The following is a 24,638-nucleotide window of genomic DNA, read 5'->3' on the forward strand; positions in this document are numbered from 1 at the left end:
TCACCTGGCAAGTTGCCAGATGATCGATCCAAACCATAAGGAAGAACAGAAGGTGTGAAAAAAACATGGAGTCATTCAAAAAAAAGTATGAAAAAATTCACTTTTGTAAATATACAACTACTGATCATATGGATAATCATTTGTGATATACTTCTTTCAAAAAGAAAAGAGGTATCTTCCATGGAAATTATAACGATCATGGTTTCGGCGCTTTTGGGAGCAGTACTTACATGGATTACATCCACAGTGCTCTACAAAAAACAATCTACGATTGAAATGAGATGGACATTATTTCAATCGATACGTGATGAAATGTATGCATCAAAAAAGCTTATTGCAACCTATTTCAATGAATTAGGCAAAATTGCAGCAGATATGCGCGAGGAAAAAGAGGCCAGCGAACATGTGCATATTGATTTTACAAATCTCTCCTCTATACATCAGGAATATTCTATTCTGACGAATAAATTTCTGGCTTATATGAAAATGTACGAACCTGATACGATCTGCAAAATAATGTCGCATCTGCCCTTTGTATTCAAAAACTCTGCACGAAAAATGAAATTCTATTTTTATCTGGAAACATGGAGAACTGCAATGTACTGTGATTTGAAATATCTGCTCGATGTAGAAAATAAACTACAGGAGATTTTGATTCCCTACCTTGATAAGACTGCTGCTCCAGATATATATGACGAAATATTAACAGTCATAAGCAATGTCCATGCATCCGACATGCAAACGATAGACCTTGATGAAATTGGACTGTATGACTTTATGGCAGAAAGCTTCAGAAAAATCGTCTGATAAATTTAGCTGCATGGCAATCAGATATTCTAAAGTCAACAGAAGAACTGCTGGATGACTATAAGAAAAGTGTTCATCAAAGATTGTCATAAAGTCTCAATAACAATGAATTACTTAGCAAACTGCTATGTAACACAGGAGGGAGAAGCATGATATCGATACTTTTTATAGGGATGATCGTTTCCCTCTTCATCATATTGTCCTATGCTCTTTGCAGAGCGAGTGATGAAGCTGACAGAATGTTCGGATATAAAACCATGAGCAGAGATCATGAGATGACATATGAAGATGACCATAAATCTTTAGAATGACAAAGGATCTTGTATCTACCTGGCAAATTGCCAGGTAGATAGAAAAGGAGGTGTTTGAAAGCAATGAATGACTTAAAAAGCAGAAAAGGATATATCAATACGAACTGTGAACGTAAGTATCCGGGAGTCAAAGACTATTATCTACGCTGCGTCAGTGACGAGGTCATAGACAGACTGCGAAAAGAATCTTTAGATGGTGTTTGCTTTCTATCTTTATCAGATCTCAGAGAAGCATATGATCTCACTAAGAGTGAAGGGCTAAAAGTGATGCTGTTGATCGATGATGAACCGGATATACAGCGTAAGGGCTGGCATAAGAATCTGGTCGAATATAGAATACAGGATCCAAAGGAAATGAAAAGCATAACAGTCCGGCTTCAGGACGAAGCTATGGATCTCTATGACGAAAAGGACGACGCACTTCAACTGCTCGGGCATAAGTTGCTGCCGGGACTTGTCTATTCCCTTGCGCAGGCACGAAAGATCGCAACGGATCTGGTCAACATTCTTCAGCATAAGGAGATGCCAAAGAAAGTACAGGAAGGACTATTGGAAGCGTACGTACGTGCACATAAAGGTTACACGCTGACAGAAGAGATCCAGGAAGATGGCACCCATCTTCAGGTCCTCTTATATGATGGTCTTCTGATAGCAAAAGGAAGCGGCACTGAGCTCTTGAAGATGATAGGAATCGAAGGTGTCACAGTTTCTGATCTGAACGTATACACGAAGGAAGATATGGAACCTGTCCTATCCCGCTATCACGAATATGTCCAAAAAGGACAGATCAGCGAGATACTGAAGGATCGCTGTGATGAGTGGTTAGCTTCACAAGACCTGGATGAAAACAGTTTGGAGGGAATCATCGATAAAGACGATCTAACACTGGAGCTATGGGACAAACGAGCAGCACTGGACCCTACTCTCCCTTTCCGCCCTGCTTTGAACACGGAGGACATGCGATGGATGCAGGAGGAAGCGGACATACAGCTAGAGCAGATGCTCATTACAGAACTGGAGAAAGAGAAGGTGTTATCCTATGGATCCTGATAGACTAGAGAAGTTCATGAGGAAGGACCATGCACGAATCTCCGGCTTTCACGGAGCGTCGTATACAAAAAAAATATTACGTCATCTCTTATGGATAACCGTGGGTGTCATCGTACTCATCCTTCTCACGATCATCACACTGCAGTTCCTGTACGATAGTATACGACTTGCGACTCTATCCCTCCTACTGATCATCGTCCTTGCCATAACGTTCCTGCTATATCGAAGGATGAGAAAAGCAAAACAAAGAAAGAAAATGAAAGAAATCGTAGATAGGCAGAGCGGGTAAACACTTGTCTTTGAACTTCTACTATAGTAGAATTTAGTTGGAAAAGAGTGTCTGAACCTGACCTGGCAAGTTGCCAGGTACAGAAATGAGGGAGAAGATCATGAAAACGATCATCAAATTACTATTGTCTTCCTTGCTCGTCCTTTCATCGACAGGCTGTTCACCGCATAGTACGAAGAACGAACAAGATGTATCATACATCGATATCTCCGAAATTCCAGCTTACTCCGGTACACCGTATGTGGAAATCGACGGCAATATACCGGCTTTCACGGAAGATGAGCTGTCTACGAAATCTTATGAGAGCTACAGTGAGCTGGATGAGCTAGGCCGGTGCGGAGCTGCGATGGCAAACATCGGAAAAGATCTGATGCCTACAGAAGAACGAGGCTCCATCGGAATGATAAAGCCTTCCGGCTGGCATACCGTCAGGTATGATGACCTGATAGATGGGAAATATCTCTATAACCGGTGCCATCTGATCGGATTCCAGCTGACCGGTGAAAATGCCAACGAGAAGAATCTGATAACCGGTACTCGGTATATGAACATGGAAGGTATGCTGCCATTTGAAGATATGGTTGCTGATCATATCCAGGAAACGAATAACCACGTACTGTATCGGGTCACTCCGATATTTGAAGGTGATGACCTCGTAGCATCAGGTGTACAGATGGAAGCGCAGTCGGTGGAAGACCATGGAGAAGGTATCCGGTTCAATGTCTTCGTATACAATGTACAGCCCGGTATTACGATCGACTATATCACCGGAGAGAGTCATTTGGAAAAAGGAGTAGAAAAAGAGCAAAACGCTACCGATGTGGAGATACGCGGAAACAAGGATTCGAAGATCTATCACTGTCCCGGCCAACGATCCTATGATGATATGGAGGACTCAAAAAATCTGATCATATTCAACAGTGAAGAAGAGGCACAGGCAGCTGGGTATAGAAGAGCACAGCGGTAGCCAGAAAGAAGGAAGATGCGATGAGTAGAAGAGATGTGCAACTGCAACAGATGCGGGAACAGCAGCTGGTAGAAACAACCAGCAGGATCTATGCATCGACCGTGGCAGAGGTATTATTTGAGGCAGGCATACCAAAGGAAGATATCGAGTATGTGCTTTCTCAAGTCATGGGCAAAGCAGAGAATCTTTCAAAAGGTTATATCGACGTAGATACGTATGTGGAATCAGTAGAAGAAAAAACAGGAATCACTTTAAAGTGACCTGATATAAAGTAAAAAAAACAAGCAAAATCAGCTACCTGGCAAGTTGCCATGTAGGAGTAGACAGCGGAGAGACCGCATGGAGAAAAAATATGAACGAAAACAAAAACAAAAAAATAGTCGAACATGGACCAACAGGTTTGAAGCGGATACCGATCGGTATCTCAGATTATCGAAAATTGAAAACAGGAGATTATTATATCGTCGATAAATCCTTATTGATAAAAGAATTTTTGGATAGTGGCGCAGAAGTAACACTGGTGACCCGTCCTCGACGCTTTGGGAAAACATTGAACATGAGTATGATGGCAGAATTCTTCGACATCACAAAGGATTCAAAGGATATCTTCAAGGATACTGCGATCATGGATACGGAATATATTCGTGAGATGAACCAATATCCTACGATCTTTCTGAGCTTTGCGGATGCGAAAGGCAGTCAGATGAGAATCGTAAAATGTATAAAGGAACAGCTACTGACAGCCTACAGATGTAACGCCCACCTATTGAAAGATCCGGATATGTTCGATAAACCAAAGTTCGACTTGATCATGAAAGGATTATCAAGCTTAGATGATGGAAGCTTAGAAACGATCGACCAGGCGATAGCATATCTCATGGAGAAGTGTCATCAGTATTACGGAAAGAAAGTGATGCTCATCATAGACGAATATGACACACCGTTTATAGAAGCGCATGTCGGAAATGTTTATAGCGAGATACACTCCGCACTTGCAGGATTGCTCAGCAGTGCACTGAAAGATAATCCGAATTTGCAAAATGCTATGCTTACCGGAATACAGCGGGTCGCAAAGGAAAATATCTTTTCCGGATTGAACAACCCGGAGGTACGGACTGTAAGTGATAAAGCCTATTCCCAACACTTTGGATTCGTGAAGAAAGAAGTGGATATCCTATTGAAGTATTATGGCTTAGAATGCTCTGATGAAGTGAAGGCAATGTATGATGGCTATAATATAGGTGGAACAGAAATCTATAATCCCTGGTCTATCCTCAATTATGCGAAGAATCATAAGCTGATTCCCTATTGGGTGAACGTAAGCTCTAATCAGCTTATAAAAAAAGCAATGGAGGAAATAAGGAAAAAACCAGAAACACACGGTGAACATAAATCCGGATTCGAAACCAAGTATGAAGAATTGATAGAAAAAAAACAGGTAGAGACCGTAATGGATCTTCAAAAATGTTTTTATGAAGAATCAGATGCTGTAAGTCTATGGGGTCTTTTCGTAAATGCAGGATATCTGACAATAAAACAAGAAAAATCGAGCACGTATTTATTGGAGATTCCAAACAATGAGGTCGCAGAGGAGTTTCAGAGACTTACTCTAAATTATTTGAATAAAGACTATGATATTTTCACTATGATGATGAGAGGCTTATACGATAAAGAACCTAATGTGTTCATAGAAAACTACCGAGACTTCCTATTGAATTCTACAAGTTATCATGATCTGATCAGTGAAAACAGTTACCATACTCTTCTATTAGGGATGTGTGCCTGCCTATATGCAGATTATGAGGTGAAGAGTAATCAGGAGGCTGGAAAAGGCAGATACGATATCGTCCTACAAAGCAAGACGAATAAGTTTCCTTCCTATATCATCGAATTAAAGTATTTAAAGAAAGAAGAATATGACAAGCATCCCAAACTGTTGAAAGAAAAATGTGAGGAAGCTTTACGACAGATCGAAATGAATCGTTATGATATCACATTGAGCGGACAGATCATCCATATCGCATTAACACACAGTGGTAAAGATGTAGAGATGCTTTGGAAAGAGGCTTGACGGACTATGTTTCAAACAACATGGCAACTTGCCATGTTGAAGAAATGCTTGGAGGAAAAAGCAGAAGGCTATCTGCTTTCCAACAGGCATATGAAAAAGAAGAAAAATTCGAACGGAAATATTTTGCAAAACGAAAGAAAAAATAAATCGATAAAAAAGTCTAAATGGGTGATGAGGAGGATTTAGAAAATGAAAAAGTTATTAAGTATGATAGCAATGGTAGCATTGATATTGACGGGCTGTGTCAAAGACCTACAGGTTAAAACGCCAGAGAAGCTAACTGTAGAGTACGGTGATAAGCTGGATAACGATAAACTATATGACGCAAAGGAGTCAGACGAGAATGTCAAAGTCGAGAAGGTTTCCGGATATGATACAAAGAAAGTCGGAGACCAGACGCTGAAAGTCACATTTACAGATGGTGATAAATCTACAGAAAAGGAAATCAAGATAACTGTCAAAGATACCAAAAAACCAAAAATCGTACTGAAGAAGGATAAGATCATGATCACAGCCGGAGATAAGCTGACATTGAAGGACAATGTAAAATCTGTAAAGGATCCCGTCGATGGCAGCTTGAAGTACAGTGACAAGGAAATCAAGAAATCCGGATACTATATTGACAAGGGCGAGCTGGATACGAAGAAAGCTGGAACCTATGAAGTAGTTGTCAAAGCATTCGATGCAAATGGAAATGCTACAGAAAAATCATTCAAGGTCACTGTGAAGAAAAATGTAGAGAAGAAAGCAACGACAGAACAGAATTCTGAGGCCGCAACTTCTCAAAACAGCAATACTGGCCAACAGGCTCAGGCAGCTTCCCCTTCCTCACCTGCACAATCGATTTCAGGATCCAGTGGACAGAGTGGTACGACATCAGGAGGATCATCTTCCGGAACCTCCAAACCAGCAGAAACACAGAAACCAACAACATGTTATGTTCCAAACAATCAGCTTGGTGAATCTGGGCAGATTTTCAAAACTGAAGCAGAAGCATATAAATATGGCGCAGATATGGAGAGCAATCCAAAAAATAATATTATGTCATACAGTGTTGGACCAGTTGTTGATACCTGTGATAATATCACTGGTTATACTGTTGGTTTCATTTATGGTAATTAAAAAGGCAGGATTCCTGTCTTTTCTTTTTGGAATAATAGAAAGGAAAATGTAAATGAATTATATTAAGCATAGACCACCATAGAGGGGTCACGCCCAACATAAATGAAAGGTCGTATCTGTACAGTCGTACATAACATCCTATATTTAAACAAGATCGGTTAATACCGGTCTTTTTCTATTTAGGCTGTGCAAAGAAAGGAGAGTCAATAATTTATGTTATACTTCAAAAATATCAAGAAAAAACTATTTAACTACATTGCAGTATTATTTTTGATTGTATCAAATATATCGAGCCCTCAAGTTGTAAAATCTGCTGGAAATGTCACCGTGAAAAATAGGATTCCTTATAGTTTTCAAGTGACAGATAAGGATGGACATATGGTTTGGGGCGCAGAAACAGAACATATATATGCAGATGGCGAAATTGCATTCTGTGTGCAACCTGGAATTTTGATAACCGAAGGTTCATCCTATACAAGGTCTAATTTCAGTCATAGTGAACTTCGTAAAATAGAACATATAGCTTATGTAGGTTGGCAATTATCTAGTAAGACAGATGAGGACTATCTAGCTACACAATTTATGATTTGGGAAGCTCTTGGTGCTACAATCAATAATACTTCCTATTCTGGATATACTTCAAAAAAAGCTCAGATACAAGATAAGGTAGATTCGCTTTTTAAGAAAAAGCCTTCATTCAACGGAATCGAAGAAAATATCAAAATAGGAGAATCCATCACACTGACAGATACCAATAAAGTATTTTCTAATTATTCGCTCACATCGAAAAGTGAAGGTATTACTATATCAAAAAGTGGAAATAAATTGACGATCACAGCTTCTAGTAATGCCCCAGAAAATGCAACAGTAAAATTTCAAGCAATAAAGGCAGAGTGTGTTGGGACATCTATTTTATTTTCATCCTCTACATCTCAAGATGTTGTATCCTTTAAAGTTGGCGACCCTGTAACTATCACCATTAACTTGAACGTTGAAAAATATGGCTCTTTGAAGATCACAAAGCAGGATGAAGATGGGACAGTGGTACCAAATACTTCTTTCAAGGTGTCCAAGAATTCCGATATGACCTCCCCTATTGGAACCTACACGACAGGTGCTGATGGCACTGTAACCGTCAATGACTTGTTACCACAGAAATATTATGTGCAAGAGACCGCGGTTCCTAGTCACCTGGTACTCGATAGTACCATCCGTGAAGTAACTGTCGAAGCTAATCAGACGACGAACTATACTGCTCGTAATAACTGGGTAAAAGGTAAGGTACAGCTACGTAAGATCGACCCTGATTCCGGAAAGCAGGTCGCAGGTGCTACCTATGCCATCTACAACGATAAAGGACAGGAGTTAGAAAGACTCGTGACAACTGCCACAGGCTTTGTAGAATCCGGATACTTGAGATTCGGTCAGTACACCGTGCGTGAGGTCATCGCTCCATCCGGATATATCTTAAACAAGACCTCCTACCCTGTTACGATCACTAGCAACGAACAAAAGATCACAGTAACCGGTGAAGATGAGCGACAGACTGGCCGCTTAGAGCTCACAAAAGAAGACAGCGTCACCGGCTTATCTGCTCAGGGTGAAGCTACTCTTAAAGGTGCTGTCTATGATCTCCGCGCAAAAGAAAATATCTTAGATCCGGCAGATCAATCAGTCAAATATGCGAAAGGTGCATTGGTTGCCACACTGACGACGGATGCTAATGCAAAAGCGTCTATAAGTAATCTTTACTTAGGTAAATATACCCTTCAGGAAAAAACGCCAAGTACCGGTTACACATTGGATCCTACCACCTATGATATCTCCATCGACTACGCAGGACAAAGCGTTGAAGTCGTAACGAAAAAACAAACGGTCAAGGAACGTGTCAAGGCGCAGGCATTCTCTATCATCAAGATGTCTGATAATGGTGCCGGTGAAGCAGATAAACTTGCAGGCGTAGAATTTACGATCAAGGCTCAGAAAGATATCGATAAATACGGTTCCTGGGAAAAAGCGCCAGTTGCGAAAAACGCAAAGGGACAGAATGCTGCTGTCCTAGTGACAGACAAGAATGGATATGCAGTTTCTGATGAACTTCCTTACGGTACGTATATCGTGCGAGAAACCAAGGTTCCGGATGACCACTACGCCGTACCAGATTTCAAGGTCGTGATCAACAAAGATAGCAGAGAGCCGCAGCCATGGAGAATCTTCAATGATGAAAAATTCAGAGCAGTCATCGCTATCGCCAAGCAGGATGCTGATACAGGGAAAACAATCAAGATCCCGGGCGCAACATTCAAGATTCGAGATCTAGAAACAAACGAATACGTAGGATACTGGGAATGGAATCCGCTTCCTCATTACGTGGATGAATGGGAAACAAATGAAGATGGTGTAGTAATGACCGGTGATGTTCTTGATCCAAAAGAATATCAGATTGAAGAGGTACGAAGTCCGGACGGTTATCTGTTAAACGTAGAACCAGTCAAATTCAAGGTATCTATGGATACAGCTTATGAAACTTTGCCGGATGGAAAAACACCTGTTATCACAGTAAAATTCAGTGATAAAGCTGTACAGGGACAGATAAATGTTCAAAAACTTGGCGAAGTATTAACAAATGTTAAAACCGATAAGATGGGAAACAAGCATTTTCAGTATGAAGAACGTGGACTTGCTGGTGCTGTATATGAAATAAAAGCCGCAGAAAACATCATGGACCCATCTAACGATGGTACGGTAATTTATAAGAAAGGAACTGTTGTGGTTACAGTTACAACAGCCGATGGAGGTAAAGCTACATCGAAGAAACTGCCTCTGGGATTGTACGAAGTTTCTGAAAAATGCTCACCGGACGGATTTGTCTTAAACGGTAAATCACAGACAGTAGAGCTGAAATATGAAGATCAGGAAACAGAAGTGGTGTTTGCAGATTCTTCCTTTAAGAATGAACGTCAGAAAGTTGATTTATCTATAGTGAAGAAAGATGCCGATACAGGAACTCCATTAGCAGGTGCGGTATTCGGACTTTATGCTAAAAATGATATTAAGAATGCTGATGGCAAGGTCGTAGTAAAAGCTGATGAGCTGGTTTATACAGCAGACAGTGATGAAAATGGAAAAGTCAGATTTGATGCAGATCTTCCTCTTTCTGAATATTACAGCAGAGAGCTGAAGGCACCGATCGGATATGCTTCTACCGATGAGGTCGTGGATTTCGATGCGACATATCAGGGTCAAAATAAAGCAGTCATCAAGTTGGAGTCGACCTTCCGGAATGAGATCACGAAGGTCGAAGTATCCAAGAAGGACATCACGAACGATGAAGAGATCGAAGGCGCACATCTGAGCGTATATCCAAAGGGAGAACCGGGCGCAGTATCAGACAGCTGGATCTCCGGGCAGGATGGAAAGGATGGGGATGGCAGCATCATCCCTCACCTGATCGAAGGGTTAGAGCCGGGTAAGACCTATGTCCTGCATGAAACGAGCAGTCCATATGGATATGCGATCGCAAAGGATGTAGAGTTCACTGTAGAGGATACCGGAAAGGTACAAAGCGTCGAAATGAAGGATGAGCTGGTATTCGGCCAATTAAAGTGGAACAAAGCCGGAGAAATCTTCATGGCTACGGATACAGGACAGACAGAATTCGGTACAGTTCATTCTCCAATCTGGGAGAAATCAAATCTGTTGGGTGCAGAGATTACGATTTATGCTGCACAAGATATTACAATCGGCAATCACACTTACTACAAAGCTGATGAAAAAGTTCAGACTTTAGAATCCGATTGGGATGCAGTATTGAGCAAGAAGCTCCCTGTAGGACGATATTATTATCGTGAAACAAAAGTTCCTCATGGTTATCTTGCGGATACAGAAAAACATTATTTCGAGGTAAAGGATAATCAGATCAATGAAATCCAGACCATCACTTCTACTTTGAAAAATGAACGTCCAACGGTTGATATCGATATGACAAAAGTATTAGAAGAACAGGAAACTTACAAAAATCCGGATGCTTATAAAGATATCGTATTCGGAATCTTTGCAAGAGAAGATATCTACAATTACAAAGGCGATGTAGCTATTCCTTATGACACATTGGTGTACACAAGCGGAATTACTAAAGACGGACATTTAACACTTGCTGATACATTTGATCTTCCTAATGGAGTATATTACATCAGAGAACTTTCTACTAACGGACAGTATGTATTGAACGATAATGAATATGACTTCGAGATTGCATATCATGGAGAAGATGTTTCCAACTATGTGGTACAGATCGGTGAAGACGGAAAAATCAATAATGAACTGGCGAGAGGAACAATCCAGGTTCAGAAAGCTGATTCAAGCGATGCCGATAAGAAACTGGAAGGCATCAAATTCAATATTTCTGCAGATAAAGACATGAGCAATATCATCAAAACTGCAGAAACAGATGCAAAAGGTATCGCAACATTCTCTGATCTGGAACTTGGAACGTATTTCATCCAAGAGGATGGACAGGTAGACGGTTATGTTCTGAATGACCATGTCTACAAAGTTGAAGTTACTGCAGACGGTGACCTGTTAACAATCACTTGTGAAAATACTCCTACGGAAATGGAATTCTCAAAAGTCGGAGAAACCGGCTCAGAAGAACTGGAAGGAGCTAAGCTGCAGGTCATCGATAAGGAGACCGGAAGCATCATCGATGAGTGGATATCCGGAAAGGAACCACACTACATCCACTATCTCGTAGAAGGTAAAGAATATGTAATGAAAGAACTCTCTGCACCGTATGGATATGAGATCGCAGAAGAGATTACCTTTACCGCAGGAGACGGACAGAAGATCACGATGAAAGACAACATGATCCGCTCCTATATCAAAGTAAATAAGGTCGATTATTATGAACATAAGGACATCCTGAAGGTCGCAGAGTTTACGCTGTATAGTGACGCAGTGTGCACGAAGAAGATCCGCACTGCAAAGACAGATACGAAGAATGGAATCGCACTGTTCGATGATCTGACATACGGTACGTATTTTATTAAAGAGACGAAAGCACCAGTCGGTTATGAGCTTTCCGACGAAGTCGTGAAGGTCACGATCGATGACGAATGGGTCAATGGTGATGACAAGCTGCGCACAATCATCTATGCGGATAAACCGTTATCCGGTGGGGTCGTTACAGGGGATACGACAGCGACTGGGATCCTGCTCAGTGTCGTAACACTGTCAGGCGCAGCACTCATCTTCGTATCTCATAAGCGTAGAAAAACGAAGAAATCAGAACAGTAGTATCCGAAAACGAACGTCTTGCCCTGTATATATGTGGTGGCTCTATATCCGAAAAAAGACACATTGCGTGTCTTTTTTCACTGTAAGAAAGAAAGGAAACGATATACCCTATGTTCAAGAAAAGATTAAAACCGACTCCTGCGACTGCAGGTATCCTCATCGCCTTCTATTCGACGATGACCCCTATACTGGCCAAACCAAAGCCGAATACTGCAGGAGTGAAAAATGAGGCAAAGCCTTGGTTGGATTCCTTTACGGATATCTGCCTGTGGGCGATACCTCTCGTTGCTGTCATTGCAAGTGCTGCTCATGGTCTATCATGGATGGTCAAGGACGAAGATGAGAAGAAACAAAAGCCTGTCTTAAAGATGCTCAAGATCATCTGGGGAATCGCAGTCGTCCTCGAGCTGATCCCGACGATCTATAAAATATACAATATGTAAAAAGGAGGTATCGTATGGATCTAGTAATCGATGGTGTCCGCTGGGTCTTGTGGATACTCGTCAAAGGAAGTATGTTCCTCATCGATAGTGTATATAACATCATACGACCGATCCTTTCTTTTGATATCGGCTCAAATTCAACGGTGTGGCAATGGTGGGACATCCTGATGATGTTCCTCTTGATGTTCACCTTGCTCAGAGCCTTCACGATGTTATTGAAAGCGACTATCGATGAAGAATATGTATTGAAACTGAGCGGATTACGGATGATCTTCCGTATCATCGCAATCGTTTTCGTCGTTGCCATGACTCCACTGGTGATCAAAGAATTCACCGCTTTTACGAGCGTCGTGATGGACAGTGTTCCGGATTCCTTCGTAGTAGAGAACAATTTCGCGACTACGAAGCCAAAAACAGACAACAAGCTTCAACAGGAGATTGTTGACAAACTGTACAAGGAATATGAAGGGATGCCTTCCCAGATCTTTATCAGTTCCGCAAGCAATGGTCAATATCCTCCCTACCAGCTGATCGATATCAACGCCACGGAAGGCGGTATGGATCATTGGTTCGACGGCGTACCGATTGTAGGAGGCTTCTTCAATATCACCTCTGCATTGATCGGAGCTGATGGTGATTATATCTATTTTCCGGATACCACCATGCTGATCTTTCTGATCGTAGAAGGGGTATGCGGCGCTTATATGTTTCTGCTTATGGCGATACAGATATCACAGAGGATGATCTCCATCGCGGTCAAGATCCTGATATCTCCCTATCCGATTTCCGGTATCATAAATCCGGATGATCGCAGTTTTGGTTTATGGGTCAAACTGATCAGTGCCGATCTGATCTCGAACGTCCTGCAATATATCATCCTATTGCTCGTCCTGGCTGTCACATCTTCTAAAACGGTACAAAACTTCGGCATCGTCGGCCAGGGGATCTTCTTCCTGGGGGGCATGCTGGCTGTCTTGGTCGGTCCCGGTCAAGTCGCTCAGCTCATCGGCGGGGATGGTATGGGACTCTTCATGACGATGCAGGGCTTCCAGGCGATGAGCGCATTGAAGGGCGTCACACAGGCGATCGGACAAAAAGGAATCGGGATGGCCACTGGAGCGGCAGCTCTGGGGACTTATGGAGCCGGCAGGATGCTGGGCCTGAACTCGCTCGGTAACTATCCGGATGGAGGTGGTATCGGCTCCAACAATCCTATGACAGGAGCATATGATCCGGGAAACGGTCCCGGAAATGGTTCAGGATCCGGAGGTGCAGGAAACATCCCGCCAAGAGCTTTTTCCGAACCACATACGGAGAAACAAGCGCAGGCAGCGAGGAAGTATGGAATCGACATCAGTGATATGAGCAAAGGAGATGCTTCCCTAGCTTTGGACAAAGCAGGTATGGATAAGAGCTACTGGAGAGGTTCGAATCCAGCAGGTGGTGGCGCATCCGGCACGATCGATAAGAGCAATCCAACCTATGGCTTCGGAAATACGCCGACATCAGTCTCTACAGATGGAGGGTATGATAGTGCGATGGAAGATGGCACAGATATAGGCGCATCAAGTAAAGGCATGGATAGTGATGAAGGGATCGATATCGGAACTCCTGCCGAAGGAAATGACGGCAGCTCAGGTGGTGCTTCACAGGATGAAGGAGGCATTCGTCTGAGTCGTGAGGGTACGACCGCAAGGCGTGTCGGTGATTCCTCCACCTTCCGTGCGAGAACCGTCTCCAAAGTAGGAAGATCGGCTTATCTGGCCGCAGGTAATCGACTGATGGGACAGAAGAGCATCGTCCGCGGAGGACGCTATGTAACGAAGAATACGCGTGCACAGAATCTTTCGAACATGCATGCCGGTTTCCAGGATCTGATCCATCCGAAACGCACCGATGAGCTGTCTTCCACGCATGCAGGAAAAAGAGATATGCAGGATATGAGAGAAATGGAGGACTTTGAACGATCATGAGATTCTACTCACCGAAGAATTTTAAGAAAGGAAGACATCTGGGAGGGATGTTCCGATGGATCGACATCGCACTGTTCGGCATAGCGACCCTGCTCTTCATCCCGGCATTCCTTATCAATATGACAGGAGATACGGTCAACGTCCCGCTCCTCATGTTGACCTTACTGCTCTATGGGATCGTAATCGTGCTCATCCAGCCATTCCCTCCCATCTATCACAACTTCCTGGTTTTCTTCTACCTACAGTATCTGTATATCAGACGACAGAAGGAATATATATGGGGAGGTATCGTAAAATATGAAGAAAAAGAAGAATAAAGAAAGAAGAGCAGAAAAGAAGGTCATGAAGCAGGCAGAGAAACAAAAGAAATATTGCAGTACGGCATTGGAATGGTCAGATATCGAGATGATCGATGGAGACGCGATCCATATAAGAGACGGCAGCACACGGGAGCGTATCATCGGTCTGAAGGTCACACCCAGGAACATCTTCATCGATACGAGCTATGTACAGGCCCGTATCGTGAACAACCTGCGCATCATCTTCAATAAGATCCGTTTCCCCATCTATTGGGGCTACGTATTCGTACCGGTACAGATCGACGATCATATCTCGATGCTGTTGCGGGAAGAGACGCAGGAAGAGGATCCGCGCATCCGTGCGATGATCCAAAATGATTTTGAAAAGGTCACCTGGTTCCAGGACACGCATCGTGAGTTGGAATTCTTTCTGATGCTGCGCGATGAGGATGAAACGACTCTGATGAAGAACTATGATGAGCTGGTCGCAGAGCTTCAGTATGCCGGTTTTCGGACGAAGGACCTGTGCATGCACGATCTCTATGACTATGTCGCTTATATGTATGAGAATCCGCTGATCAATGATTATTATTTCTCACGAGGTATCTTCAGCTGTCTGGCAGAGGAGAGTGAAGATATCTTCTTATCGGAAGACAACTATCATGAACCGGATTTCGATTATGATGACTATTACAGACTACGGAAGGAGGGAGAACATGTGGAATAATGACCTATTGAAGAAAAAAAGTACGTTCCAGCCGATCGGACTGAAGATCCAAAGAGGCCACTACATCCTGGGAGACCGTTATATCAGATCTCTGCTCGTCACCGAGCTCCCCCGGCAATTCGATCTCGGCCTCTTGAGCTCCTACGTTTCGAATCCGGAGATCAAGGTCTTCATGCGGACGGAGCCGTTGGATCTGGACTGTGCCGGTATGCTGAAGAAGGAATACAATGATAAGAGCAGAGAATATCAGAAGAGCGGGAACGACCCTACGAGGAGAGAGATCCTGGAGAATGAACTGATCTCCCTGAACACCTACATCAAGGAGATCGTCGACAATCACGATGTGACCTGGAACATCACCATCGTCTTCAGCGTCTATGCTGACACAGAAAAGGAGGTGAACAAACGATGTCAGGACCTCAATCTCCGCTTACGGGCAGAGGGCTTCAAGCTGACCAGTGCTCCCGTCATGCAGGAGAATCTGATGCGGGTCGCTTCCCCATTGTTCGTCGACAGTCTCCTCCCTGCTGAAGTGGAAAAGAATATCGGTATCCCGCTCCCTTCACTAGGTCTGGCCGGTCTCTATCCGTTCGTATTCGAAACACTGAAGGATCGTGACGGCTTCCTGCTGGGACATGAGCTGATGAATAAAGGAGCGATCCTATTCGATCAATTCCAATGGCTCGATGACCCGATGAGTGCCCGGGCACTGAATCGCCTGAGTGGGAATCTCGTCATCGTCGGAGGTACCGGATTCGGTAAGTCTACACTGATGAAGCTGTTGATCCGTTTCTATATCCGCACACACAAAAAGATCATCTGGATAGATCCGGAGAACAAGAACAGCTCCCTGACGAAGCGTTATGGAGGCACGTTCATCAACTGGGGACGGCGAGGCCATATCATCAATGTCTTCGATCTGAAGCCGATCTCCGTGGAAGAGGATGAGGACGCCAGTGTCAAATGGGATACAGAGCTTGCCATATACAACTGTGTCGATGATGTCAAGATCATCCTGCGCTATCTCGTACCCTCTATAAGTGATGACACCCTTTCCATCGTAGGAGATCAGATGGTCATGCTGTATGCCGATCATGGATTGACGCCGGAAACGGATTTCCGTGGACTTCCGGCTTCTGCATATCCGACCTTCTCTGATCTTGATGTACGTCTGCAGAAGAGCATAGAGGAGTGTCAACAGCAGCCGCATGCCGATACGAAGGAGCTGGAGCTGCTGCGGGATCTGCGGCTGAAGATAAAACCACTGCTCAAAGAATGGTCGATCTACTTCAATGGACATACATCACTGGGTCAGGAGGACTTATCGAAGGATATCATCGCGTTCGGTACGAAGACGCTGCTGGAGAAGCCGATGACATTGATCAATGCACTGAATCACATCATGTACCAATTTGCCTGGTCGTTATGTCTGGATGAGTCCGTAGAGTCTGCTTTCGTTCTGGATGAGGCGCATACGCAGATACTGACGCCGATGAGTGCAGAAAGAGTAGCACAATACACAAGAAGATCCAGAAAGTATCACAATGTCTGTACAATCGCGACGCAGGAGCCGAAAGACTTTGCAGGCAAAGATATCCTCGTACATGGAAAGGCGATCTTCAACAACAGCGTCTATAAGATGATCATGCATCTGGAGCGCGACGGGACCAACGATCTGAGCAAGTTTATCACCGTCAATGAGAATGAGAAAGGACTAATCGAACAGCTGCGTATGGGCGACGCGTTGTTCGTCTGTGGAGACCGGCATATCCCGTTGCATGTCCTTGCGACAGAGAACGAGTTGAAGGAGATGGCATGATCAAGGAACCGAAGACCAGGCACATGGATCTATTCTCTATCATTCAAACATCAGTTTTCATGACAGGTGGTCTACGAACGTGATAGATCCATCCGGAAAAGACTGCACATGGCAAGTTGCCAGATAAGATAAAAGTATACGGGATATTAACGTTTGAACACCTGAAGAAATCTTATCAGAAAAATCAAATATGCATATACGAATGAGTTTTCTTGTGATATCTTAAAATAAAGAGGTGTTAAAATTGAAGATCAAAAACATACAAATAGCTCATATATTTATAGAACTCACAAAGAAAACGAAATACGGAGGTAAGTTTATGGACTTATTCAAAAATGTTTTCAACGTGATCCGCATAGTTACTATGAAAGAATATCCTCTTTCAGAAATAAAGCAGCAGATCAGAAACAAGGTCATAGGACCAGGTGAGCGGATCAGAGTCAAAGGATATCTGAGCTGTTTTGCACCGATATGTGAACCTGATACATTCGTTCCTAAAATGATTACATACGATCGTAAAAATGATGAAGTACATGTGGTATTCTGTTCGCCAGTCGTAATGAACCTTCAATCTGAAGAATATGCAGTTGCATTTCTCTATCCGCAACAGGAAGGGCGTTTTGAATATGAGTTAGAAAACAGTGCGGAGAGATTGCAGATCACAGATAAGAATAGATTCATCCCAGTAGTTTTGAAAAAACAGGAGTATAGAAAATTTTCAGAAAAACAGATTGAGATGATCTGTTCCATCGAAGATATATGTGTATGTGATCCAAAAGATGAATTCATATTTAAGACTCGCGAATTCAGAAAAGTGAATGATTGGTTCACAGACCTTTATATTCCCCAATATTCAGCATATTGTCTAAAGGCGCAATCAATAATTCCGGATAAAAACGGAGATAGAAAAGATTCTGTTATCGTACCGTATGCCATCGAATATCGGGTACTTTGTAATGATGAAGAAATAGATCTATTCGAAGAGATCCACACAGCTCTTGTAAAAGCCTTCGTAAACGAAAATAGCCGATTCAAGATATGGCACATGGGAGAAGAAAGTTATGACTTCATACTAGCAGAAGATCCGGGCCTAAAGATCGTTTATATGTTTGATAGGAAAGTTGGCTTTTATCAAAATATAGATATAGCAGATACTTTGATTTATGAGCAGCAAATAACGCTATTGGAAGAACGATTATTGCAGTTCAAAGATCATTTACATGATTCGATACATCTGGATCTAGTATATCTATCCGATATTGGTATGTTAAGATCCCTGGATATAGATCGTTATAAACCAAAGGCAAATTTAGCCTAAAATAGATATGATCAGAAGATTGATATCTAGATCAAACAGAAGACCAATCTATTTTGTAGTCATTCTATTGAAATAATACAGAATTGCTGCAGATGGCAGGTGATCCACGAGCTAGATATCCCTATCCTAGAATGCATTACCTGGCAAGTTGCCAGGTAACTTATAAAATTGGAATGAAGAAAGGTTACGCCTTGGTTGATGGTATATGATTTTTTTAAATAGGCGGGAGATTTCCCGTTTTTTTGCTCGCAGATTGAAAGATTTCGGTACGGAAAGGAGTTGATACGAACGAAAAGAATAGGCAGCATAGCTTTGATCATCCTATTGGTCTCGATATCCTTATGTTCAAGCAGTCATTTTCGAATCTACTGTATTACGAGCGGATCTATGGAGCCGACGATATCCATCGGTAGTCTCATACTGGTCGATACCGACGCAGAACTGCATACGGAGGATATCGTTACCTTTCAAAAACAGGATTCCATCATCACACACAGGATCGTGAGACAGATTGATAATCAAAGAACCATCACAAAGGGAGACGCCAATGACAGAGATGATCCTACACCGCTCTATAAGACGCAGATCATCGGTAAGGTCATCCTGGTCATCCCTTACATCGGCTATATCGTCCTATTCATCAGACGATATCTCTGGCTGCTGTGCGCGGCCTTTTTGGCATGGCAGATCATACGAAAAAGGAAAAGGAGATAAGAAATTTATGGAAATCAGAAACAAGAAAAAAGTAGGCATCCTCTCGATTGCGGCATTGGCAGGGATCACTGTCATCGGATCCTCTATCGCATATTTCACTTCGACGGATACGAAGGACAATCTCTTTACCGTAGGCTCTGTGAGGACCGTCCTGCATGAGGACAGATGGGGCGATCTCGCAGATACCGATCATAATGGTATACCCGATATGGCAGAAGATATCATTCCTAATAAAACGATTCCAAAAGATCCGACAATCGAAAACACCGGCAAGAATCCTGCCTGGGTCTATCTGGAGATCAGAGTACCGATCGTGAATATCATCACCGCACAAGAGGATGGCTCACGGAATCCTAAAGCTGATACAGAGCTCTACCTCTTCAAGCCGGACCTGGATCACTGGCGACAGCTGAGTAAAATCGTCGAAGAGGATACCGATGGCAAGAAAACAGCGGTCTATGTCTTTGGTTATGAGGCTGTATTGAATCCGGGACAGACGACGACAGAGCTATTCTCATCTGTAACCTTCTGTAATGCCATCGAAGAGCAGGGACTGGAGGACAGCGAACAGACAATCACGGTCAAGAGCATAGCTATCCAGCTGGAGGAGACCGGAACGATGGAGGAAGCTTATGGAAGTTTCATCAATCAGGAACATGTCCGAAAGGATACCACAGATACCACAAACACGAAGGAACCTGCACCACAGATGCCGGAAAACAGAGAAGCTGCTGTCGATGATGGAGGCCACGATGAATGAAGCACAGGAAGAAATGGTCCCTCGTCTTCCTGCTGGCAGGGATCATCCTTATGATGGTCCCCTTCAGTATCGCCTATCTGACACATGTGGAAACGAGAGAGAACCGGATAACGATTGGACAGAACGATGTCATGATAGAAGAGGATTTCACACCTCCAAAGCAGTGGCAGCCGGATACGACGTACGAAAAGGACGTGAAGGTCCGCAATACCGGCAGCGTCCCTTGCTATGTCCGTGTCTATACGGCTCTTTCCGACCATACTGTCCCGGCAGAGCTGGACTTCGATACGAAGGACTGGACGCAGGCCGATGACGGCTACTGGTACTATGCCGGCATTGTGGAGCCGGGAGCTGTCACCTCCAGTCTGTTCACGAAGGTGATGATCCGAGATATCGAAACAGAGCAGCGGAAGACATTCGACATCATCATCTATGCAGAATCTGTACAGGCGGATGGCTATAGCGATATCCGGGATGCCTTCGCCGGTATACGGTAAAAGGAGGCAGAATCATGAAGAAAAGAAAAATACTTATTCCATCTCTTATCGTATCTCTGCTCATCTGCGGACTGATTATGGGGGATTCCCTCTCCTCCATATTACGTTCCTTCCGGCAGCGTTTCACCGCACAGACGGATACCGTGGAGGTGACATTGGTCGATGACTTGAAACGAAGTGTTCCGCTCGTACCGGGAAGCAGGATCCCCCTGGATATGGATGTGCAGAACCTGGGAGCTGCCTGTCGGGTACGTTTTAAGGTCTGTGTCTATACCGATGGTGAGCTGCTCCGTGAGCTTACAGAGGCGGAGCTGGAGCTGGCGGATGGCTGGGAACGGAAGAAGGACGGCTATCTCTACCATACAGGCATCCTGGAAGAGGATGGCATACTGGAGCTGTATGACGCTGTCATCGTGAGCAGTGACATCATCACGAAAGAAGATCAGACACTGGTACTGGAGACGACGATCCAGGCCGTACAGAGTGAGCATCTTGAGGTCTCTTCGGATGGCTGGGGAGATACCGAGATCCGACAAACGCTCCGTTCAAGGAATGAGGTGAGATCCGATGCGTAGGAAACTGCTGTTACTGACAATACTGCTATTACCCTTCCTCCCTGTAAGGATACAGGCAGAAGGATCAGGCAGGGACGACATTCACATCCGGATCACGGAAGCAGGGATGCAGAAGACATCGGCAGATGATATCGTACTACCACAGATGCTACCGGGAGATGAACAGATCTATACCCTAAGGGTGGAGAACCGAAGCAAGGAGGAACAGGAGCTCTATCTCAAGCTTTGCGCAGGAGAAGGACAGCTTACCGAGATACTGGAGCTGCAAGTGATGCAGGATGGCCACCGCCTCTATGAAGGAACTATGCAGGACGCGCAAAGCGGTATAGAGATGGGACGCTATGCACCACAGGAGATGACGACGCTCCGGATCACACTGCGTCTTCCAAAAGAGACAGATAACACATATTCGATCAGGGAGGCTGCTGTCGATGTCGAGCTCACTGCGCAGATGGTACGATCGAGCGTGGCCACAGGAGATAGGACGCAGCGGACACTGCTCATATCCAGCATCCTGGCATCCATCTCCTTCCTGATCATCATAAGAAGGAGGCGAAAAGATCATGAAGAAGCACGGTAGACTACTCATATCGTTCCTGTTGCTGTTCCTGCTGCTCATCCTTCCCCAGGATGGCCATATCACAGCAGCGACCATCCATGAGGTATCCGGAAGCAGCACCATCATCGATTCCTATTACAGCTTCGCACCGAAGTTCACGCCTGGGGTATCCTGGGCGGAATTCTATGGCTGCAGAAGCTATGACGACAGCGCGCTGTTCCGCAATGAGGGAGCGTCCAGTGGACGACTGCCGGCGAACAGTCACCTCGCCCTGTTATCGAGCAATGCGCTCGTGAGAAGTGGTACGATTGGCGTGCGATACAATAACATCGGCCACTATGACGGCTCGGCAATAGATCTAAAGATCATGCTGGTGGACGGAGAGATCCGCACGGCAACTACGACGACACATCCGGATACGAACATGCCGAGCGTCGCCTTCATGGACAACAGTATCGACATCTACCAGCAATCTTATCAGAGCAGGAATTTCGTTTGGCAGTTCACCTTCTATAGGAGAGGGACGAACACACCGATATCAGTACCCTTCCATGCGAATTTCAAAGATATCGATAATACGGAGATCTTAGGTCATGGCTATAGCGGGATCGACGGCGTCTATGTGATGAGCAGAGGCAGTGGCGGTAATCTGAGCTATAACAGTTCTCAAGTGTATGCACCGTCTGAATTGAGTGGAGATGATGACCGACAGAACTGGGCTACATTGATAGGAGCGGCCTCGAGCTTCCGGCTGGGGTATACGAGAAGACTGGATATCGATGTCGAGACATGGGACAAAGGAAGTGATTATCGAACGTTCTATCACTGGAAATGGTCCAACGATTCCCTCGTGAAGTTCGATACACCGGTCCCGACGAAACGCATCAACGGGAATACCTCCGCATCAATCTACGATACCACTGCTTTTGACTATACGATAGACTTTGCGGTCCCACCGGAAGCTGCATCCACCTATTACACGAGCTTCAAGCTCAACGATACCCTGGCAAGCTGTATACAGCTTGTCAATGGCGCAAGCAGTATCATCGTACGAGATTCAGCCGGTAACGATGTGACATCGAGATTCGATCGTACCATCAGCGGTCAGTCCATACAGCTGAGCCTTCGTAATGTCGGTGATGCTTCGTTCTATGGAAGGAGCTATACTGTCACGCTGAAGTGTAAAAAGAAAAGCGGTCATGACCTGTCTGCCTGGTTCAGCACATCCGGTTCCGGATCTGTCCGCAATACAGCGTCGATAACGACGGATAGAGGAACGAAGACATCGAATACAGTGACTGTGGGCTTCTATTTCAAGATAACGACATCTGTGATGAACGGGACGATCACGGCGAGCATAGCCTCCCAGCTGCCGAATACGAGCAGGACGATCAGCTACAGTCCCGTGGATAGCAACCATGTATTGGAGAGCGTCACCGTCGATGGGAAAGCAGTCGATATCAAGAAATATCCGAAGAGCTATACCTTCAGCGGTATAAAGGAGGATCACAGCGTACAAGTGAAATATAAACGAGTCTACAAGATCGAGACCGGTGCGAGCGGTGGGACGATCACATCCAAGGTGACCGGCATCGACAAAGGAGAAGAGAGAACGATCACATATACAGCGGATAAGGGATACTATCTGCGTAGACTGCGTGTAGACGGAAAGGAAGTAGACGTGAAGCGATACCCTACCTCGTATACCTTCTGTGATATCTCTTCAGACCATGTCATAAAGGCAGAATTCCTGCCGATACCGGAACTGCGGATCACGAAGCGGATCTATGGGGAGGAGATGTATCCAACGTCGGGAGATCCGACCTTCATCTTTCATATCGAAGGCACCGATTACACCGGGAAGAGGCAGGAATATACGGAGGTCATACGATTCACAGCGTCTGACAGGAAAGCGTCAGGAGGCATAGAGAAAACGATCGTACGGAAGGATATACCGGCCGGTGAATATGAGATCAGCGAGATCCCGGTATCGAGATATCGTTTGGAACGCATCACAGAGGTGGTATCCGGAAGCGTGAGCGGCAGTAAGGTGATACTCGATACCGATGGACAGGATGCGAAGGCGACCTTCGTGAATCGCAGGTCGAACTATAGAGATTACAGCGATAACGATCTGGTGGTCAATACGTTCCACTGATGATGAGGCTTACCTGGCAAGTTGCCATGTAGTTATGGAATACCGCTTACGGCTCCTCAGTCAAGGACCGGGTCGTATTTTCCTTTCGGAAAATCTCCACCCTGCCCACGGCTCCTTGACTGCTCCACCTCCAGCGGTGTGAAGAAAGTGTAAGGTAGCTACACTTACAGTCGATAGCGGCAGAACCGCACAGGAGGAAAGATATGCATTATTATGAAGTACAGTCACAATTAGTAGTTTTGAATAATGAGGATGCCTATATAGCATCCGAAAAAGCCCTAAATGAATTTGACCTTTTGGTCATCGATAGTAAGGAACACGGATTCATTACTGTTTCTATCTCTCGGAAACTCACGAATTTTGAGGCGATTTCCATGCCATTCGAAATCAGTACCTATCTCATGAAGATGGATATCGAGGGATATCTGAAAAAGAAGAAAGCGGAAATTAGTGCAGATGTCATCCTTAAAAAGGTGGAACTCAAAGTCAAGGAGATACAGTATATGGAGAAACTGAAAAAATATCAGAGAGACCCGAAAGTAAAAGCATTACTGGATGAATATGATGCTTTACAGAAAGATACGCCTATTCAAGCAGAAGCGGAAGAAAATACATATGATGGATTGTCATTGGATGACCTAGTCTAAACAAAGAAATCGGGAGAGACACCTCTCTCGATTTTTCTATCTCATTTTGATATCCGGCATTTGAATCAGTATATTAACTATGGCTGCGCCTCTACATGGCAAGTTGCCATGTAGCTATGGAATACCGCATCCGGCTCCTCAGTCAAGGACCGGGTCGTATTTTCCTTTCGGAAAATCTCCACCCTGCCTTGCGGCTCCCTGACTGCTCCACCTCCAGCGGTATGAAGAAAGTGTAAG

Annotated in this window: 23 protein-coding genes; all 23 read left to right on the plus strand. The window is 44.3% G+C overall.

Annotated features, from left to right (window positions below):
* Positions 1-180: 180 nt before the first annotated feature.
* The 23 genes from ACG3M1_RS06715 (at position 181) to ACG3M1_RS06825 (ending at position 24,401) form a co-directional block, all read left to right on the plus strand.
* Positions 181-807 (plus strand): hypothetical protein, encoded by a 627-nt coding sequence (locus ACG3M1_RS06715; protein WP_118654815.1) that lies wholly within the window; start codon positions 181-183, stop codon positions 805-807.
* A 149-nt stretch (positions 808-956) separates the two neighbouring features.
* Positions 957-1,118: a hypothetical protein gene (locus ACG3M1_RS06720; protein ID WP_002611225.1), complete on the plus strand. Its 162-nt coding sequence runs from the start codon at positions 957-959 to the stop codon at positions 1,116-1,118.
* Between the two features lie 63 nt (positions 1,119-1,181).
* Positions 1,182-2,168 carry a hypothetical protein gene (locus ACG3M1_RS06725; protein WP_040012762.1) on the plus strand — a complete coding sequence of 329 codons (987 nt, stop codon included), beginning with the start codon at positions 1,182-1,184 and terminating at the stop codon, positions 2,166-2,168.
* Positions 2,158-2,457: a hypothetical protein gene (locus ACG3M1_RS06730; RefSeq protein ID WP_040012761.1), complete on the plus strand. Its 300-nt coding sequence runs from the start codon at positions 2,158-2,160 to the stop codon at positions 2,455-2,457. Before ACG3M1_RS06725 ends, ACG3M1_RS06730 begins: the two co-directional genes overlap by 11 nt.
* 100 nt (positions 2,458-2,557) lie before the next feature.
* Positions 2,558-3,424, plus strand: coding sequence for a DNA/RNA non-specific endonuclease (locus ACG3M1_RS06735; RefSeq protein WP_040012760.1), 867 nt, complete (start codon positions 2,558-2,560; stop codon positions 3,422-3,424).
* A 20-nt stretch (positions 3,425-3,444) separates the two neighbouring features.
* Positions 3,445-3,684, plus strand: coding sequence for a hypothetical protein (locus tag ACG3M1_RS06740; protein ID WP_009271187.1), 240 nt, complete (start codon positions 3,445-3,447; stop codon positions 3,682-3,684).
* Between the two features lie 92 nt (positions 3,685-3,776).
* Positions 3,777-5,495 (plus strand): AAA family ATPase, encoded by a 1,719-nt coding sequence (locus tag ACG3M1_RS06745; protein ID WP_118654834.1) that lies wholly within the window; start codon positions 3,777-3,779, stop codon positions 5,493-5,495.
* A 6-nt stretch (positions 5,496-5,501) separates the two neighbouring features.
* Positions 5,502-5,681, plus strand: coding sequence for a hypothetical protein (locus ACG3M1_RS06750; RefSeq protein ID WP_040012759.1), 180 nt, complete (start codon positions 5,502-5,504; stop codon positions 5,679-5,681).
* 3 nt (positions 5,682-5,684) lie between these two features.
* Positions 5,685-6,617 carry a bacterial Ig-like domain-containing protein gene (locus ACG3M1_RS06755; RefSeq protein ID WP_009271186.1) on the plus strand — a complete coding sequence of 311 codons (933 nt, stop codon included), beginning with the start codon at positions 5,685-5,687 and terminating at the stop codon, positions 6,615-6,617.
* A gap of 213 nt (positions 6,618-6,830) precedes the next feature.
* Positions 6,831-11,912 (plus strand): SpaA isopeptide-forming pilin-related protein, encoded by a 5,082-nt coding sequence (locus ACG3M1_RS06760; protein ID WP_395815059.1) that lies wholly within the window; start codon positions 6,831-6,833, stop codon positions 11,910-11,912.
* Between the two features lie 110 nt (positions 11,913-12,022).
* Complete coding sequence (locus ACG3M1_RS06765) at positions 12,023-12,355, plus strand: hypothetical protein (protein WP_002610766.1); 333 nt, start codon at positions 12,023-12,025, stop codon at positions 12,353-12,355.
* A 14-nt stretch (positions 12,356-12,369) separates the two neighbouring features.
* Entirely contained in the window at positions 12,370-14,328 is a 1,959-nt protein-coding gene (locus ACG3M1_RS06770; protein WP_040012758.1) for a hypothetical protein, read from the plus strand.
* On the plus strand, positions 14,325-14,645 hold the full coding sequence (locus tag ACG3M1_RS06775; RefSeq protein WP_009271182.1) for a hypothetical protein: 321 nt from the start codon (positions 14,325-14,327) through the stop codon (positions 14,643-14,645). Before ACG3M1_RS06770 ends, ACG3M1_RS06775 begins: the two co-directional genes overlap by 4 nt.
* Entirely contained in the window at positions 14,626-15,354 is a 729-nt protein-coding gene (locus ACG3M1_RS06780; protein ID WP_009271181.1) for a hypothetical protein, read from the plus strand. The genes ACG3M1_RS06775 and ACG3M1_RS06780 overlap by 20 nt, the downstream gene beginning before the upstream one ends.
* Entirely contained in the window at positions 15,344-17,173 is a 1,830-nt protein-coding gene (locus ACG3M1_RS06785) for a VirB4 family type IV secretion system protein (protein WP_009271180.1), read from the plus strand. Before ACG3M1_RS06780 ends, ACG3M1_RS06785 begins: the two co-directional genes overlap by 11 nt.
* Positions 17,174-17,492: 319 nt before the next feature.
* Positions 17,493-18,491, plus strand: coding sequence for a hypothetical protein (locus ACG3M1_RS06790; protein WP_009271179.1), 999 nt, complete (start codon positions 17,493-17,495; stop codon positions 18,489-18,491).
* A gap of 324 nt (positions 18,492-18,815) precedes the next feature.
* The gene (locus ACG3M1_RS06795; protein ID WP_242407635.1) at positions 18,816-19,205 is read left to right on the plus strand and encodes a signal peptidase I; all 390 of its coding nucleotides are present in this window, start codon (positions 18,816-18,818) and stop codon (positions 19,203-19,205) included.
* A gap of 7 nt (positions 19,206-19,212) precedes the next feature.
* Complete coding sequence (locus ACG3M1_RS06800) at positions 19,213-19,965, plus strand: SipW-dependent-type signal peptide-containing protein (protein WP_009271177.1); 753 nt, start codon at positions 19,213-19,215, stop codon at positions 19,963-19,965.
* Positions 19,962-20,462, plus strand: a complete 501-nt coding sequence (locus ACG3M1_RS06805) for a hypothetical protein (RefSeq protein WP_009271176.1) — start codon at positions 19,962-19,964, stop codon at positions 20,460-20,462. Before ACG3M1_RS06800 ends, ACG3M1_RS06805 begins: the two co-directional genes overlap by 4 nt.
* A 14-nt stretch (positions 20,463-20,476) precedes the next feature.
* Positions 20,477-21,037 (plus strand): hypothetical protein, encoded by a 561-nt coding sequence (locus ACG3M1_RS06810; protein ID WP_009271175.1) that lies wholly within the window; start codon positions 20,477-20,479, stop codon positions 21,035-21,037.
* On the plus strand, positions 21,030-21,617 hold the full coding sequence (locus ACG3M1_RS06815; protein ID WP_009271174.1) for a hypothetical protein: 588 nt from the start codon (positions 21,030-21,032) through the stop codon (positions 21,615-21,617). Before ACG3M1_RS06810 ends, ACG3M1_RS06815 begins: the two co-directional genes overlap by 8 nt.
* Positions 21,601-23,754, plus strand: coding sequence for an isopeptide-forming domain-containing fimbrial protein (locus tag ACG3M1_RS06820; RefSeq protein ID WP_009271173.1), 2,154 nt, complete (start codon positions 21,601-21,603; stop codon positions 23,752-23,754). The genes ACG3M1_RS06815 and ACG3M1_RS06820 overlap by 17 nt, the downstream gene beginning before the upstream one ends.
* A gap of 203 nt (positions 23,755-23,957) precedes the next feature.
* Complete coding sequence (locus ACG3M1_RS06825) at positions 23,958-24,401, plus strand: hypothetical protein (protein ID WP_009271172.1); 444 nt, start codon at positions 23,958-23,960, stop codon at positions 24,399-24,401.
* Positions 24,402-24,638: the final 237 nt, after the last annotated feature.

Origin of the sequence: Clostridium sp. 10cd* (assembly GCF_044336395.1) — a bacterium.
Lineage (GTDB): Bacteria > Bacillota_I > Bacilli_A > Erysipelotrichales > Erysipelotrichaceae > Clostridium_AQ > Clostridium_AQ innocuum.